This window comes from Azotobacter tropicalis (genome assembly GCF_059739045.1).
The window spans coordinates 3253565-3268991 of record NZ_AP046059.1 but is presented as its reverse complement, the minus strand read 5'-3'; the positions used below and the strand labels follow the sequence as shown (position 1 = coordinate 3268991).

The following is a 15427-nucleotide window of genomic DNA, read 5'->3' as shown; positions in this document are numbered from 1 at the left end:
GACATCAATGAACGTGATCGCCCGCCATGCCGTCGCCCTGCTGCTCGGCATGCCGCTGACAGCGCTGGCCGCCGCCCCCCAACCGACCCACGAATACACCCTGGACAACGGCCTCAAGGTCATCGTCCGCGAAGACCACCGCGCGCCCGTGGTGGTCTCGCAGCTCTGGTACAAGGTCGGCTCCAGCTACGAAACCCCCGGCCAGACCGGCCTTTCCCATGTCCTCGAGCACATGATGTTCAAGGGCAGCCGCAAGCTCGGCCCCGGCGAGTCCTCGCGCATCCTGCGCGAGCTCGGCGCCGAGGAGAACGCCTTCACCGGCGACGACTACACCGCCTACTACCAGGTACTGGCGCGCGACCGCCTGCCGGTGGCCCTGGAGCTGGAGGCCGACCGTCTGGCCAGCCTGCGCCTGCCGCCGGAAGAGTTCGACCGCGAGATCGAGGTGGTCAAGGAGGAGCGCCGCCTGCGCACCGACGACCGTCCCAACGCCCAGGCCTACGAGCGCTTCAAGGCCATGGCCTACCCGGCCAGCGGCTACCGCACGCCGACCATCGGCTGGATGGCCGACCTCGACCGGATGAGCGTCGACGACCTGCGCGCCTGGTACCAGGCCTGGTACGTGCCGAACAACGCCGTCCTGGTGGTGGTCGGCGACGTCACCGGCAATGAGGTGAAGCGGCTCGCCGAACACTACTTCGGCGCCATTCCGTCGCGTCCGCTGCCGGTCGCCAAGCGCCCGCTGGAGCCGGCCGAGACCGGCGAGCGGCGCCTCGAGCTGAACCTCAAGGTGCAGCTGCCGAGCCTGCTCTACGGCTTCAACGTGCCCGGCCTGGCGACCGCCAAGGATCCCCGCGAGGCCCACGCCCTGCGCCTGATCGCCGGCCTGCTCGACGGCGGCTACAGCGCGCGCATCCCGGCCCGCCTGGAGCGCGGCGAGGAGCTGGTGTCCGGTGCCAGCGCCGGCTATGACGCCCACGTGCGCGGCGACAGCCTGTTCGTCCTCAACGCCACGCCCAACGTGCAGAAGGGCCGCACCCTGGAGGACGTCGAAGCCGGCCTCTGGCGCCTGCTCGACGAACTGAAGGAAACCCCGCCGACCGCCGAGGAGCTGGAGCGCGTGCGCGCCCAGGTCATCGCCGGCCTGGTCTACGAACGCGACTCCATCGCCCAGCAGGCGACCACCATCGGCCAGCTGGAAACCGTGGGCCTGTCCTGGCAGTTGATCGACGAGGAGCTGGCCGCCCTGGAGTCGGTCACCCCGCAGGACATCCAGGACGCCGCACGCCGCTATTTCACCCGCTCGCGCCTCACCGTCGCGCACATCCTGCCCGAGGAGGCCAACCATGATTGAGCGCAACCGCCTGGGCTACGGCCTGATCGGCCTGATCCTGTTGCTTCTGTTCGGCCTGATCGCCTGGTTCGCCAGCCTGCCGCCGCGCACGCCCGCCCCGGCGGCCCCGGCCCGGCTGGAATCGCTGGCCCGGCTGAACGGCGAGCCGCCGGTCCATCGCGCCCTGAACATCCAGGACTGGCGCACCGCCGAAGGCGCCCGGGTGCTCTTCGTCGAGGCCCGCCAGCTGCCGATGTTCGACCTGCGCCTGACCTTCGCCGCCGGCAGCAGCCAGGACGGCGGCACCCCCGGCCTGGCCCTGCTGACCAACGCCATGCTCAACGAAGGAGTACCCGGCAAGGACGCGACCGCCATCGCCGAGGGCTTCGAGAGTCTCGGTGCCCAGTTCGGCAACGGCGCCTACCGCGACATGGCCATCGCCAGCCTGCGCAGCCTGAGCGATCCGGCCAAGCGCGAGCCGGCGCTCGCCCTGTTCGGCGAGGTGCTCGGCCGGCCGGACTTTCCCGCCGACGCCCTGGCGCGGATCAAGAACCAGCTGCTGGCCGGCTTCGAGATGCGCAAGCAGAGCCCCGGCAAGCTGGCCAGCCTGGAACTCAACCGCCAGCTGTTCGGCTCCCACCCCTATGCCCACCCGAGCGACGGCGACACCGAATCGATCGCGCCGATCGGCCGCGAGCAGCTGCAGGCTTTCCACGCCCGCGCCTACAGCGCCGCCAACGCGGTCATCGCACTGGTCGGCGACCTCTCGCGCAGCGAGGCCGAGGCCATGGCTGCGGCGATCTCCGCCGCGCTGCCGAAGGGCACGGCGCTCGCCAAGCCGGCCGACCCGGCGGCGCCCAAGCCGGGCCTGCAGCACATCGAGTACCCCTCCCAGCAGACCCACCTGATGCTCGCCCAGCTCGGCATCGCCCGCGACGACCCGGACTACGCGGCGCTCTACCTGGGCAACCAGATCCTCGGCGGCGGCGGTTTCGGCGCCCGACTGATGGAGGAGGTGCGCGAGAAGCGCGGGCTGACCTACGGGATCTACTCGGGCTTCACCCCGATGCAGGTGCGCGGCCCCTTCATGATCAACCTGCAGACCCGCGCCGACTACAGCCAGGGCACCCTGGAACTGGTGCAGAAGCTGGTCCGCGAATTCATCGCCGAGGGCCCGACCGAGAAGGAGCTGAAGGATGCCAAGCGCGAGCTGGTCGGCAGCTTCCCGCTGTCCACCGCGAGCAACGCCGACATCGTCGGCCAGCTCGGCGCCATCGGCTTCTACAACCTGCCGCTGAACCACCTGGAGGTCTTCCTCCAGCAGGTCCAGGCGCTCACCGTCGAGCAGGTGAAGACGGCCATGGCCAGGCACATCGATCCGGACGGCTTCGTCGTGGTCAGCGCCGGCCCGACCGTCGAGCAGAAGCCGCTGCCGCCGCCGACTGCGCCCGCCGAGCGCCCCGCCGTCACGCCGGAGCACTGATGCGCCCGCCCGCCCGCTCTCCCCGCCCGGCCGTCCGTCTCCACGGCGGCCAGGGCCAGCTGCGCATCATCGGCGGCGAGTGGCGCTCGCGCCGCTTCGCCTTTCCCGAGGCGCCGGGCCTGCGCCCGACGCCCGACCGGGTCCGCGAAACCCTGTTCAACTGGCTGGCGCCCTATATAGAAGGTGCCCGCGTCCTCGACCCCTTCGCCGGCAGCGGCGCGCTCTATCTGGAAGCCCTGTCGCGCGGCGCCGGCCAGGCGCTGGCGCTGGACCTCAACGGCGAGGCCGTCGCCAGCCTGCGCCGCCATCTCGACAGTCTGCGCTGCGGCAACGGCCAGCTGCTGCAGGCCGATGCCTTGCGCTATCTGGAACAGCAGTCGCCGAGCGCCTTCGACCTGGTGTTCCTCGACCCGCCCTTCCACCAGGACCTGCTGGCGCCCGCCTGCCGGCTGCTCGAGGCGCGTGGCTGGCTGGCCCGCGATGCCTGGATCTACACTGAGAGCGAAGCCCCGCCCTCCAGCCTCGGCCTGCCGGACAACTGGCGCCTGCACCGGGAAAAGCAGGCCGGCCAGGTGTATTACGCGCTGTGGCAGAGGACCGGCTGAAGCGCCAAGTCCCTTGACGCGATCATGGACGAACCTGCGGGTTCCGCCGATGAACGATGCGCCCTTCCAACCCGCCTGGTGGCTGCCCGGCCCGCACCTGCAAACCCTGTGGGGACCGCTGTGCGCCGGCCACCGCTGCTGGAACGCCGCCGCGAACGCCTGTGGCTGGCGGACGGCGACTTCCTCGACCTCGACTGGCACGGCCCGGACGACCCGCGCGCACCGCTGGTGCTGGTGCTGCACGGTCTGACCGGCTCGTCCCGCTCGCTCTACGTGCTCGGCCTGCAACAGACCCTGGCCGAGCGCGGCTGGGCCAGCGTGGCACTGAACTGGCGCGGCTGCTCCGGCGAGCCCAACCGGCTGCCGCGGGCCTACCACTCCGGCGCCAGCGACGACCTCGCCGCCGCCATCGCCCACCTGCGCAGGCTGCGCCCGCATGCCGCGCTGCACGCGGTCGGTTACTCCCTGGGCGGCAACGTACTGCTCAAGCACCTCGGCGAGAGCGGTGCGGAGTGTGCCCTGCAGGCGGCCGTGGCGGTGTCGGTGCCGTTTCGCCTGGACCAATGCGCCGATCGCATCGGCCAGGGCCTCTCGCGGCTCTACCAGGCGCACTTCATCCGCGCCATGCGCCTCTACGTGGAAGACAAGCAGCGTCAGTTCGCCCGCCTCGGCCAGGCCGAGCACCTCGCCACCCTGGAGCGCCTCGGCCCGCTGCAGGATCTGCGCACCTTCTGGGAGTTCGACGGGCGCATCACCGCGCCGCTGCACGGCTTCGCCGACGCCCACGACTACTACCGGCGCGCCTCCAGCCGCTATTTTCTCGCCGCCATCCGCGTGCCGACCCTGCTCATCCAGGCTGCCGACGACCCCTTCGTGTTCCCCCACAGCCTGCCGCAGCCGCACGAGCTGTCGGCGAGCATCCAATTCGAGCTGCAGCCCGGCGGCGGCCACGTCGGTTTCGTCGAAGGTTCGCCGCAGCGTCCCGGCCATTACCTGGAGCGACGCATCCCCGCCTGGCTGGCCACGCTCGCGCACTGAGCCCGGCTTGGCCGCGCAAACCGGCTGAGCTACCATCCGGGCCTCCATGAACCCGCCAAGGACGCCGTGATGAACCGCGTAATCTACCCGGGAACCTTCGACCCCATCACCAAAGGACATGGTGATCTGGTCGAGCGCGCCGCCAAGCTGTTCGACCAGGTGATCATCGCCGTGGCCGCCAGTCCGAAGAAGAACCCCCTGTTCCCCCTCGAGCGGCGCGTCGAGCTGGTCCGGGAGGTCACCCGCCACCTGCCCAACGTCGAGGTGGTAGGCTTCTCCAGCCTGCTCGCGCAGTTCGCCCGGGACCAGAAAGCCAACGTGCTGCTGCGCGGCCTGCGCGCGGTGTCCGACTTCGAGTACGAGTTCCAGCTGGCCAACATGAACCGCCAGCTCGCCCCGGAAGTGGAAAGCCTGTTCCTCACCCCCTCGGAGAAGTACTCCTACATCTCCTCCACCCTGGTCCGGGAAATCGCCGCACTGGGCGGCAACATCGACCAGTTCGTGCATCCGGCGGTGGCCGCCGCCCTGCGCGAGCGCTTTCGCACCTGAGGCCGCCCTCGCCGACTGCCCGGCGGGACGTGCACTGCGGGCGCCGATACGGCACAATTCGCCCCCTGTCGTTGTCCCCAGTGCCGCAGCCCCGCCTGCGGCAGGAGCCCTGAATGTCCCTGAAGATCACCGACGATTGCATCAACTGCGACGTCTGCGAACCCGAGTGCCCGAACGGCGCCATCTCCCAGGGGGAAGAGATCTACGTGATCGACCCCAACCTGTGCACCGAATGCGTCGGCCACTACGACGAACCCCAATGCCAGCAGGTCTGCCCGGTGGATTGCATCCCGAAGGACGAGAACCACGTCGAGAGCCGCGACGAGCTGATGCAGAAGTACCTGATCATCACCGGCAAGGCCTGATCTTTTGCCCGGCGACGGAGCGCCCGCCGTTCCCTTCCGCCTCGGCCGGCTCCTCGCCGGCCTGGCGCTGCTGGCCCTCGCCGCGACGGCTCAGGCGCAGGCTCCGGTTCGCGCCGTCCTCGCCACCCCCCATCCCGAAGCCGGCGCCGCCGGCCGGGAAATCCTCGCCGCCGGCGGCAACGCCTTCGACGCCACCGTGGCCATCGCCGCCAGCCTGGCGGTGGTCGAGCCCTACGGCTCCGGCCTCGGCGGCGGCGGCTTCTTCCTGCTGCGCGAGGACCGGGGCGAAACGCCGGCTCGCTACCGCTTCCTCGACGCCCGCGAACGCGCGCCCCTCGCCGCCCACGCCGAGCTCTACGTGCGCGACGGCCGCGCCCGGCCCGAGCTGTCCCGCGACGGCGCCCTGGCCGCGGCGATCCCCGGCCTGCCGGCGGCGCTGGTCGAACTGGCCGAGCGCCACGGCCGCCTGCCGCTGAGAGACAGCCTGGCGCCGGCGATCCGCCAGGCCCGCGACGGCGTTCCCGTCGACCGCGTCTACCGGCAGCGCGCCCAGTTCCGCCTGAGCGCCCTGCGCGACGACCCGGAGAGCGCCCGGCTGTTTCTCGCCGACGGCGCGATCCCCGCCGAAGGCCACCGCCTGCGCCAGCCGGAGCTGGCCGAGATCCTCGAGCATCTTGCCGAACGGGGCCAGGACGGCTTCTATGCCGGCCCCGTCGCCGAACGGCTGGTCGCCGGAGTGCGTGCCGCCGGTGGCATCTGGAGCCGGGAGGATCTGGCCCGCTACCGGGTGGTCGAGCGCCAGCCGCTGCGCTTCGCCCTCGCCACGAGCCGCGAACTGATCGGCGCGCCGCCGCCCTCGGCCGGCGGCATCGCCCTGGCGCAGAGCCTCGGCATGCTCAAGCAGTTGCCCTGGCAGGCGGCCGACCGCGTGCAACGCGCCCACTATGTAGTGGAAACGCTGCGCCGCGCCTTCCGCGACCGCGGCCTGCTCGGCGACCCGGACTTCGTCGCCAACCCCGTCGAGCGCCTGCTCGCCCCTGCCTACCTGCGCGACCTGGCCGCCGGCATCGACCCGCAGCGGGCCACCCCCAGCGCCAGCCTGAAGCCGGCGCCGGCCTGGCGCGAGGGCGAGCACACCACCCACTTCGCCGTGCTGGACACCGAGGGCAACGCGGTGGCCGCCACCCTGTCGATCAACCTGCCGTTCGGCGCCGCCTTCGCCGTGCCGGGCACCGGGGTGCTGCTCAACGACGAGATGGACGACTTCGCCGCCGACCTGCAGGGCAGCAATGCCTACCGGCTCGCCGCCAGCCCGGCCAACACCGTCGCCGCCGGCAAGCGCCCGCTGTCGAGCATGAGCCCCACCTTCATCGAAGGCGCCGACGACCTGGCCGCTTTCGGCACCCCCGGCGGCAGCCGCATCCCCGGCATGGTCCTGCTGGCCGTGCTGGACTACCTCGACGGCCAGCCGATCCAGCGCTGGCCGGCGCTGCCGCGCTACCACCACCAGTACCTGCCGGACGTCGTCGAGCACGAGCCGGAGGCCTTCACGGCCGCGGAAATCGCCGAACTGCAGGCGCGCGGCCACCAGTTGAAGGAGCGCGAACCCTACGGCAACCAGCAGGTGCTGCGCTGGGACAAGCGCAGCGGCGCGGTCGAAGCGGCCAGCGACCCGCGCGGCCTGGGCCGCCCGGACTACCTGCCCGCCCGGCGCTGAACCACGTCCGCCCGGCCGCTGCGGTACGCCCGTGCTGGCATCCGTGCCGGCACTTGCTTAGCATGGCATCCATCCGTATCCAGCCCGTAGCCGCCCGAACCATGATCATTCGCCGCTCCTGCCCGTCCCTTCGCCGCCCGTTCCCGGCCCATTGCCGGAAGGAGCGTGCCCGATGAAAACCTTCCTCGACTGGTCCGCCTACAAGGACGCCGGCATGGGCGACGCCTATGCCGACATTCCCAGACACGGCGGCGACTTCGCCAAGGCGGTGGCGGTGTGCATCAACAGCCGCCAGTGCGAGGCCGAGGGCAAGCAGGTGATGTGCCCGAGCTTCCGCGTCAGCGGCAACGAGCACCTTTCCACCGGCGGGCGGGTGCGCCTGCTCAAGGCGGCGCTGAACAGCGAGCTGGCCGAGCAGGCGCTGGCCGATCCCGCCCTGGCCGAGGCCATGGACCTCTGCGTGGCCTGCAAGGGCTGCAAGCGCGAGTGCGAGGCCAACGTCGACATGCCGCTGATCAAGGCCGAATACCTCGCCCAGCGCGTCGCCCGCGAGGGCCTCGGCTGGCGCAGCCGGCTGTTCGGCCACACCCCGCGCTGGCTGCACCGCGCGCCCTGGCTGAAACCCCTGGTGCGCCTGCGCAACGCCAGCCCGCTGCTGGCCCGGCTGTCCGAGCGCCTGTTCGGCCTGGCCGCCGGCCGCGCCCTGCCCGAGCCGGCGGCCAAGCCCTTCGCCGCCGCGCCGGCCGATGCCACGCCCGCCGAAGGCCTGCCCGAGGTGGTGCTGCTGATCGACACCTTCACCCGCCACTTCGAGCCGGGCATCGCCGAGGCGGCGCTCGCCGTGCTGCAGGCCGGCGGCTACCGGGTGCGGATCGCCGAACCGGAAGGCAGCGACGGCGAGCCGACGCGCGCCCTGTGCTGCGGCCGCACCTACCTGGCGCAGGGCATGATCGACGAGGCGCGCAGCGAGGCCCGCCGCCTGGTCCAGGCGCTGCTGCCCCACGTGCAGGCCGGACGCACCGTGGTCGGCCTGGAAGCCTCCTGCGTGCTCGGCCTGCGCGACGACGCCCAGGCGCTCGGCCTCGGCGAAGCCGTGGAACAGGTGGCCAAGCACTGCCTGCTGTTCGAGGAATTCCTCGCCCGGGAAGCCACCGCCAAGCGCCTCGACCTGCCGCTCAAGGCCCTGGCCGGCAGCGAAACCCTGGTCCACGGCCATTGCCACCAGAAGGCGGTGGGCGCCATGAAGTCCATGCGCCGGGTGCTCAAGCTGATCCCCGACCACGAGTTCAGCCTGATCGAATCCGGCTGCTGCGGCATGGCCGGCACCTTCGGCATCGAAGCCGAACACGCCGAACTGTCGGCGAAGATGGCCGAACAGGCGCTGATGCCGGCCCTCAGGGAAAAACCCGCGGCGCGGGTGGTTGCCAACGGCTTCTCCTGCCGCCACCAGATGCGCGCCCACGGCGATCAGCGCCCCCGCCATCTGGCCGAGCTGCTGCGCGATGCGCTGGCGGAAAAGGCCGGCTGAAGCCATCCGGAAGGCCTTTCGTACGGCGGCAACGGCGCAGTCTTGCCCCGTGCGGGCCGACAGAAAGCCCCATGGGACAGGGGGTGGCGAAACGGCGAGGAAGAAACCGCCATTGCGCACAGCGATCCGGTCGCATGGGCCGGGTCGAAACATTTTCGATGGCGCGTCTGCCCAGGGGGCCAGCGATGGCGAATCTTCGCATCCTGATTGTCGTCTTGCTCGCGGTGCTGGCCGGATGCTCCACGTCGGAGCGCACTTCCGAGCGGCCGCCGGTGATTCCGGAAAGCACCTGGCAGCAGGTCGACAGCGACATCGTCGCCGCCTCGCAGGACGCGACAAGGCAGACCACGAATTACGCGCGCGAACTCATGGCCGAGTGGATGGACCTCGTCTACCGGCGCACCGATACGGAATTCATCCCGTGGTTTTCCGGCTACTGGACCCGGCAAGCGCTGTCCATGCGGGTGACCTGGTACAAGCTGAACGCCGAACGGAAGGAAGAGGTCGTGGATCGCCTGGCCCTCTACTTGCAGGAGCAATACCAGGATCGCGTGCTGAAACCGGTCGCCAAGGAGATCGATCCCGACCGGGTCATGGAGAAGGCGACGAAGTTCTACATCCAGCTCCTCGGCGAGCTGCTGCGGAAAATCCCGCCGCGCCACGGTATTCCCCAGGACCAGTTCGACCGCCGGCTCAAGGACATCCCCGCCGTCGCGCTGGCGTCACCCAACGGCCACAGCGCCTCGCTCCACCAGCTCCTCCATGCCGACCCCGTCGACCGGTTGCCGGCCTATGCGGCCCTGATCGCTCGAATCCGCCAGGCTGCGGCCGACGCCGCCGGGCAAGGCCGGACCTCGAACGCAGGCATCTCCTCGGTCGCCAGGCGGACCAGCGAAAAGCTGACGGCCGAGCTCGCCACCAGCGGTGTCGCCAGCGCCTTCGCCGCGGCGGTCGGCCGGGCGGCAGGCATGGCGATCTCCCTGGGCGCCGCAGGGTTCAACAGCATCATGCACGAGAGCGAACGTCCGAGAATCGAGGCACAGCTGCGCAAAAGCCTGAACGACGCCTTCGACGAAGAGTGGCTGGCCTTGATGCGCAACCCCGACACGGGGGTGCTGGCGGGGGTCCAGCACCTGGCCGGACAGATCGAGGGAGGCCTCGCCCACACTACGCTGCCGGCCCGGCTCGGGCCGACGGCTCTCCCGCCAGGCGGGCAAGCCCTTCAACGCGGCAATACGGGCGACGCGGTTCCCGGCCAGCCGTGGTAACGCTCATGCATGTCCCGATGCGAGCGGCTGGCGGGCATCTGCCGAGCCGGGCAAACGCGCGGCTGGAACCGGCGTGCTACGCATCCGCCAACCGCGCCCTCACCCCCCCGATCGCCTCCCCAACCCTCCGACCGAACGCCGAATCGCCGCGACAGGTCATGATCAGCCGGTCGGTGGCGCGGGTCATGGCCACGTAGAGCAGGCGCGCCTCGTCGGCCTCCTCCTCGCCCTGGGTCGGCAGCTCGCCCAGCCCGGGAATCAGCACCAGACCGAATTCCAGGCCCTTGCTCGAGTGCATGCTGACGAGCTTGACTGCGTCCTCCGCGCCATACAGCGCGCCGCGGCCCTGGGAGGAGACGCCCGACGCGTAGGGAAGGCCGGCCATGCCCAGCACCCGCTCGGCTTGCCGGGCCTGGGCGTTGCTGCGGTAGATCACCGCCATGTCGCTCAGCGCCCGGCCCTTGCCCTGCTCGTCGCGCAGGCGCTCGACGACGCAGTTCCACTCCTGCCAGTCCGATTCGCAGTGCAGCAGTTCGGGCAAGGGGCCGCGTCGCCCGGCGCTTTCCGGCGCCACCACGGGCACGCCGTCTTCGGCGGCCTCGCGCCCGTTCAGCAGGTCGCTGGCAAAGGCCCGCGCCACGGACAGCACCTCCAGGGTGTTGCGGTAGTTGAGCCTGAGCACGGTGGTGCGGCCGGGAGCCTGAATGCCCACGCTGGCGAAGCTGAAGTCCAGGCCGCGCCGGCCGCCCTTGCCGCGATAGATGGATTGCGCATCGTCGTAGAGCACCAACAGCGAGTTGCTGTCCGGGTCGACCATCCGCACCGCCAGCCGGAACCAGTCGGGTTCGAAGTCGTGGCCCTCGTCGATCAGCACCGCCGCGTACTGGCCGCAGGGAATCCGCCCCTGCGCCACGCCGTCGGTGGTGTAGTCCACCATCAGCGCCATCTTCTTGTCGGTAGGCAGATTCGGGGCCGGCAACTTCTGCTTGTGCTCCACCAGCAGCTCGCGGCACCAGGCGTGGAAGCTGCGCACCCGGACCTTCCCGCCCAGGCCGCGCTCGTCCATCACCTGCTGCAGGCGACCGGCCAGCGACCGGTTGAAGCAGAGCACCAGGATCGGCTTGCTCGCCACTTGGGCCAGCTGCGCGCAGCGGTAGCCGAGGATCATGGTCTTGCCGCTGCCGGCGGGGCCGTGGATCACCCGGTGGCCCTCGCCCAGCGAGCGCGCCAGCTGTTCCTGCTGCAGGTCCATCACCTTGATCAGCGACGGCAGCGGCGCGTCCTCTTCGGCGAACAGCCCGAACTGCCCCGGCTGCGCGTTGACCCGCACCTCCGGGTAGAGGTGGTAGCGCACCCGGTCGATCTGCGGCAGCGACAGCCGGCAGGAAAAGACCTGGTGGAACATGTCCCACAGGCGCTGCTGGAAAGCTTCGGGCTCGACCGATTCGGTCATCTCGTCCTGGCAGATCACCCGCTGCGGGTCGAGCACCTCGGCCAGCTCGGCCGCCTCGAACTGCCTGCGAGTGATCCCCGCCAGCACCACGCCCCAGCCGTAGGGCATGATCAGCTTGCCGGCATGCGGCGAACCGGCCGCCTGCTTCAGCGCCGGGTCCTTCTGCAGGGTCACCGCCACTTCCAGCGCGTAGACCCGCGCCTGCGCCATCGGGTTGCTCAGCGACTTGAGCTTGCCGCCGTCGACGATCTGCGCCTTGCCGCGGTCCATGCTCTGGATGGTCTCCAGCTTCCAGTCCTTGACCTCCAGCACCAATACCCGCGCCGCGGATGCAGGATGACGAAATCCGGCTGCAGCGCCTTGGGCCCGACCGGGACGTTGAACCAGCACAGGTAGTCGTCTTCGAGCTTCTTCTCCAGGCGCTCGGCGAGCCGCCGCTCGCCCGGGGTGTCGAAGCGGCAGGCGGAACGGACGGGAAAGAATTGGGCCATTTGCGTTGCCTTTTCCGTGGCGTGCCCGCGGACACGGGTCAGATCGTGGAGGATGGCGGGCGTGCGCAGCACGCACTTGAGGGTGGCGCATGATATCAGCAGGCCACTATCACCTCGACGGCCATTGCCCATGACCGGCCTTCGCCGGTACGCGACTCGGCCTGGGACGCCGGCGATTTTTCGCGCGCGTACCGCAACCGCCGCAGCCGTCGCATTGCCAAAGCAGGAGAGCCTCGACGATTCGGAGAACCATGCGCCAGAAGCCTCTTATCCCCCGTGCCGCGGCCCCGCAGGAACCCTGGGCCGCCCTGAAGGCCTCGCGGCATCGGGGCCGCGGTACGCTCGGGCTCGTCCTGCTGCTCGCGCTGGCCGGCTGCGGCACGCAGCGCCCCGAGGAGCCGCGCCCGACCGAAGTGCGCGCGCAGATCGTGCGGCTGCTACCGGCCAGGGTCCCCGACCGCGAAGGCTGGGCGACCGATATCTATGCGGCCTTCGCGGCGCAGGACATCGCCCCGACCCGCGAAAACCTGTGCGCGGTGCTGGCCGTGACCGAGCAGGAGTCGACCTTCCAGGTCAACCCGCCGGTGCCGGGGCTGGCCAGGATCGCGCGCAAGGAGATCGAGCGCCGGGCCGACCAGTTGCACGTCCCGGAGTTTCTGGTGCGGGCCGCCCTGAATCTCGACTCGCCCAATGGCAAGAGCTACAGCGAACGCCTGGGTGCCGTGCGCACCGAGCAGGAGCTGAACGCGATCTTCGAGGACTTCACCGGCATGGTGCCGCTGGGCCGGCAGCTGTTCGGCAGCCTCAATCCCGTGCGTACCGGCGGGCCGATGCAGGTCAGCATCGAGTTCGCCGAAAGCCGGGCGAGCGGCTATCCCTATCCGGTCGCAGGCTCGATCCGCCACGAGGTGTTCAGCCGCCGCGGCGGCCTGTACTTCGGCATCGGCCACCTGCTGGGCTATCCCGCCAACTACGACCGGCCGCTGTACCGTTTCGCCGATTTCAATGCCGGCTGGTACGCCAGCCGCAATGCCGCCTTCCAGAACGCCGTCAGTCGCGCCTCGGGCATTCCCCTGGAACTCGACGGCGATCTCATCCTCCACGGTTCCTTCACGCCGGGAGCCACGGAGCTGGCGGTGCGCTCGCTGGGCAAGAAGCTGGACATGGGCGACACGGCCATCCGCCGCGCCCTGGAACAGGGCGATCGCCTCGACTTCGAGGACACCAGGCTCTACAAGCGCGTGTTCGCGCTGGCCGAACGGCTGGAGGGCAAGGCGCTGCCGCGTGCGGTGCTGCCGGGCATCAAGCTGCAGAGCCCGAAGATCACCCGCAACCTCACCACCGCCTGGTTCGCCAAGCGGGTCGACGAGCGCCACCGGCGCTGCATGGCGCGCGCCGCGGGCGGCGGCAAGAAGAAGTAGCGGCAGCCGCCGGCGAACGGCTCAGTCCTGGCGATAGCCGCTGGTGGTGCAGCCGAGGCAGCGCACGAACGCCTCCCGGCCCGGATCGACGACCAGCGCCTGCCCGGCCTCCTTGACGTTGCCGCCCAGCGCGGTGAACGGCAGGCTGATCACGAAGGCCGCCGTGCCGATGAGGGTACCGGCGATCAGAAACGGCCGGGCGACCAGCAGGTCGCCGAGCATCGCATAGGCCGGCGGCGCCTCGAGGGTGTAGCCAGGGTCGCCACTGACATTGGATTGCTCGACCTCGGCGTGCGACCCGTACGCCGGCAGGGTCGAAAGGCCAGTGGTCAGCGCCAGGACAAGGGCGAGCGAGCGAAGCGGAGACATGCGGCGGTCCTTCATCGGGATTTTTGGCAGAGCCGCGACTATAGCAGCGCCCCCGGCACGGCCGGCGTGACGGCCATCAATCGGCGAAGATCGCGGCCGGGCGCCCGTTCAGCGCTGGCAGCGACCGCAGTAGACGCTGGCGCGCTGACCGAGGCGCACCTCGTGCAGGGTGCTGCCGCACACCTTGCAGAACTCGCCGCCGCGCCCGTAGACCAGCAGGGTCTGCTGGAAGTAGCCGGGCTTGCCGTCGCCGCCGACGAAGTCGCGCAGGGTGGTGCCGCCGCACTCGATGGCCTCGGCGAGGATGCGCCGGATCTCGCCGGCCAGCCGCTCGTAGCGCGCCCGCGAGACCGAGCCGGCGGCGCGGCGCGGATCGATGCCGGCGGCGAACAGCGCTTCGCTGGCGTAGATGTTGCCCACCCCGACCACCACCGCGTTGTCCATGATGAACGGCTTGACCGCCAGGCTCTTGCCGCGCGACAGCCGGTACAGGCGCTCGCCGTCGAACGCCTCGCCCAGAGGCTCTGGGCCGAGCCGGCGCAGCAGCTCGTGCGCCAGCGGATCGAGGCTCCAGAGCAGCGCGCCGAAGCGCCGCGGATCGGTGTAGCGCAGCGCCAATCCCGACTCCAGCAGGATGTCGACATGCTCGTGCTTTTGCGCCGGCAAGCCGCCCTCGACCAGCCGCAGGCTGCCGGACATGCCCAGATGGCCGATCAGGGTGCCCGCCTCGGCGCGGATCAGCAGGTACTTGGCACGGCGCTCCACCGCCTCGATGCGCTGGCCGGACAGGCGCACGTCGAGGTCCTCGGGGATCGGCCAGCGCAGCCGGCGTTCGCGGACGACGACCCGCTCGACGCGCTGGCCGACCAGATGCGGGGCGATCCCGCGGCGGGTGGTTTCGACTTCGGGCAGTTCGGGCATGGCGGCACGGCAGGCGGAAAAAAGCGGGCACCGACCATAACAGGAAGGCCGCGGCGCGAAAATCCCGCGCGCCGACCGGAGGCAGAACTTTGCCGGCAGGGATGGTCGGATTCCTTGTGAACCCCGCGCCCGCAGGCGCCCCATTCACCGCTCAGGAGGTACCCCGATGACGCAATCCCTGAAAGGCAAACGCGTGGCTTTCCTGGTGACCGACGGGTTCGAGCAGGTCGAGCTCACCGGTCCCAAGGAGGCCCTCGAACAGGCCGGTGCCCGGACCCTGATCGTTTCGGCGAAATCGGGCCGGGTGACCGGCTGGAACCACACCACACCCGCCGACCATTTCCCGGTCGAGCGCACCTTCGACGCCCTGCGCATCGAGGACTGCGACGCGCTGGTGCTGCCGGGCGGCGTGGTCAACGGGGACAACATCCGCCTGGACGAGATGGCCCAGGAGCTGGTGCGCGATGCGGCCCGCGAGAACAAGCCCATCGCCGCGATCTGCCACGGCGGCTGGCTGCTGATCTCCGCCGACCTGGTCAAGGGCAAGACCCTGACCAGCTGGCCGTCGCTGCGCGACGACATGCAGAATGCCGGCGCCACCTGGGTCGACCGGCCGGTGGTGGTCGACGGCCAGCTGATCACCAGCCGCAAGCCCGCCGACATCCCGGCCTTCAGCCAGGCGCTGATCGACAGCCTGGGCGGCAAGGCCGAGCACGTCTCGGCCGCCTGACTCCCTCAGAGCTCCCGGGCAGAGGCCGGGGGCCCTTTTCATGGGCGCCATCGGCAGCCCGCCGCCACCGGCCGGCAAAAGATCCGGCAACTCTGCCGGAAAACCTCTCAAGGACACAGGATAGCGGCCGATCTAAGGGGGACTCTCAGCCCATGC

Annotated in this window: 14 protein-coding genes and 1 pseudogene; 12 read left to right on the top strand and 3 right to left on the bottom strand. The window is 70.5% G+C overall.

What is annotated here, in order from left to right:
- Positions 1 to 7: 7 nt before the first annotated feature.
- From Atro_RS15425 to Atro_RS15385, 9 genes and pseudogenes are all read left to right on the top strand, one after another.
- Entirely contained in the window at positions 8 to 1354 is a 1347-nt protein-coding gene (locus Atro_RS15425; protein ID WP_497923624.1) for a M16 family metallopeptidase, read from the top strand.
- Positions 1347 to 2816, top strand: a complete 1470-nt coding sequence (locus tag Atro_RS15420; RefSeq protein ID WP_497923622.1) for a M16 family metallopeptidase — start codon at positions 1347 to 1349, stop codon at positions 2814 to 2816. Before Atro_RS15425 ends, Atro_RS15420 begins: the two co-directional genes overlap by 8 nt.
- Positions 2816 to 3421, top strand: coding sequence for a 16S rRNA (guanine(966)-N(2))-methyltransferase RsmD (rsmD, locus tag Atro_RS15415; RefSeq protein ID WP_497923620.1), 606 nt, complete (start codon positions 2816 to 2818; stop codon positions 3419 to 3421). The genes Atro_RS15420 and rsmD overlap by 1 nt, the downstream gene beginning before the upstream one ends.
- Before the next feature lie 49 nt (positions 3422 to 3470).
- Positions 3471 to 4459 (top strand): annotated as a pseudogene (locus tag Atro_RS15410) (hydrolase).
- A 69-nt stretch (positions 4460 to 4528) separates the two neighbouring features.
- On the top strand, positions 4529 to 5008 hold the full coding sequence (gene coaD / locus Atro_RS15405) for a pantetheine-phosphate adenylyltransferase (RefSeq protein WP_497923618.1): 480 nt from the start codon (positions 4529 to 4531) through the stop codon (positions 5006 to 5008).
- Positions 5009 to 5121: 113 nt separating this feature from the next.
- On the top strand, positions 5122 to 5373 hold the full coding sequence (locus tag Atro_RS15400; RefSeq protein WP_039801425.1) for a YfhL family 4Fe-4S dicluster ferredoxin: 252 nt from the start codon (positions 5122 to 5124) through the stop codon (positions 5371 to 5373).
- 4 nt (positions 5374 to 5377) lie between these two features.
- Positions 5378 to 7090, top strand: a complete 1713-nt coding sequence (gene ggt, locus Atro_RS15395) for a gamma-glutamyltransferase (RefSeq protein WP_497923615.1) — start codon at positions 5378 to 5380, stop codon at positions 7088 to 7090.
- A 172-nt stretch (positions 7091 to 7262) separates the two neighbouring features.
- Positions 7263 to 8618, top strand: coding sequence for a (Fe-S)-binding protein (locus Atro_RS15390; RefSeq protein ID WP_497923613.1), 1356 nt, complete (start codon positions 7263 to 7265; stop codon positions 8616 to 8618).
- Between the two features lie 185 nt (positions 8619 to 8803).
- On the top strand, positions 8804 to 9886 hold the full coding sequence (locus Atro_RS15385) for a hypothetical protein (RefSeq protein WP_497923611.1): 1083 nt from the start codon (positions 8804 to 8806) through the stop codon (positions 9884 to 9886).
- Between the two features lie 76 nt (positions 9887 to 9962).
- Here Atro_RS15385 and Atro_RS15380 read toward each other — a convergent pair whose 3' ends face one another.
- The gene (locus Atro_RS15380) at positions 9963 to 11651 is read right to left on the bottom strand and encodes a DEAD/DEAH box helicase (RefSeq protein ID WP_497923609.1); all 1689 of its coding nucleotides are present in this window, start codon (positions 11649 to 11651) and stop codon (positions 9963 to 9965) included.
- A 17-nt stretch (positions 11652 to 11668) separates the two neighbouring features.
- On the opposite strand from Atro_RS15380, the gene Atro_RS15375 reads away from it, so the two are divergent.
- The gene (locus tag Atro_RS15375) at positions 11669 to 11923 is read left to right on the top strand and encodes a hypothetical protein (protein WP_497923607.1); all 255 of its coding nucleotides are present in this window, start codon (positions 11669 to 11671) and stop codon (positions 11921 to 11923) included.
- 215 nt (positions 11924 to 12138) lie between these two features.
- Entirely contained in the window at positions 12139 to 13251 is a 1113-nt protein-coding gene (locus tag Atro_RS15370; protein ID WP_497927695.1) for a DUF1615 domain-containing protein, read from the top strand.
- A 21-nt stretch (positions 13252 to 13272) separates the two neighbouring features.
- Here the strand turns inward: Atro_RS15370 and Atro_RS15365 are convergent, their stop codons facing one another.
- On the bottom strand, positions 13273 to 13620 hold the full coding sequence (locus Atro_RS15365) for a multidrug transporter (protein ID WP_497923605.1): 348 nt from the start codon (positions 13618 to 13620) through the stop codon (positions 13273 to 13275).
- Positions 13621 to 13728: 108 nt separating this feature from the next.
- A complete protein-coding gene (gene mutM / locus Atro_RS15360; RefSeq protein WP_497923603.1) occupies positions 13729 to 14541 on the bottom strand; it encodes a bifunctional DNA-formamidopyrimidine glycosylase/DNA-(apurinic or apyrimidinic site) lyase in 813 nt (270 codons plus the stop codon).
- Between the two features lie 166 nt (positions 14542 to 14707).
- Between mutM and Atro_RS15355 the strand changes: the two genes are divergently transcribed.
- Positions 14708 to 15271 (top strand): type 1 glutamine amidotransferase domain-containing protein, encoded by a 564-nt coding sequence (locus Atro_RS15355; protein WP_497923601.1) that lies wholly within the window; start codon positions 14708 to 14710, stop codon positions 15269 to 15271.
- The last annotated feature ends 156 nt before the right edge of the window (positions 15272 to 15427 follow it).

Excerpts from the sequence above, each read along its gene's own strand:
- Atro_RS15425 (WP_497923624.1), top strand. The coding sequence starts at position 8 with ATGAACGTGATCGCCCGCCATGCCGTCGCCCTGCTGCTCGGCATGCCG.
- Atro_RS15420 (WP_497923622.1), top strand. The coding sequence starts at position 1,347 with ATGATTGAGCGCAACCGCCTGGGCTACGGCCTGATCGGCCTGATCCTG.
- rsmD (WP_497923620.1), top strand. The coding sequence starts at position 2,816 with ATGCGCCCGCCCGCCCGCTCTCCCCGCCCGGCCGTCCGTCTCCACGGC.
- coaD (WP_497923618.1), top strand. The coding sequence starts at position 4,529 with ATGAACCGCGTAATCTACCCGGGAACCTTCGACCCCATCACCAAAGGA.
- Atro_RS15400 (WP_039801425.1), top strand. The coding sequence starts at position 5,122 with ATGTCCCTGAAGATCACCGACGATTGCATCAACTGCGACGTCTGCGAA.
- Atro_RS15390 (WP_497923613.1), top strand. The coding sequence starts at position 7,263 with ATGAAAACCTTCCTCGACTGGTCCGCCTACAAGGACGCCGGCATGGGC.
- Atro_RS15385 (WP_497923611.1), top strand. The coding sequence starts at position 8,804 with ATGGCGAATCTTCGCATCCTGATTGTCGTCTTGCTCGCGGTGCTGGCC.
- Atro_RS15375 (WP_497923607.1), top strand. The coding sequence starts at position 11,669 with ATGCAGGATGACGAAATCCGGCTGCAGCGCCTTGGGCCCGACCGGGAC.
- Atro_RS15365 (WP_497923605.1), bottom strand. The coding sequence starts at position 13,620 with ATGTCTCCGCTTCGCTCGCTCGCCCTTGTCCTGGCGCTGACCACTGGC.
- mutM (WP_497923603.1), bottom strand. The coding sequence starts at position 14,541 with ATGCCCGAACTGCCCGAAGTCGAAACCACCCGCCGCGGGATCGCCCCG.
- Atro_RS15355 (WP_497923601.1), top strand. The coding sequence starts at position 14,708 with ATGACGCAATCCCTGAAAGGCAAACGCGTGGCTTTCCTGGTGACCGAC.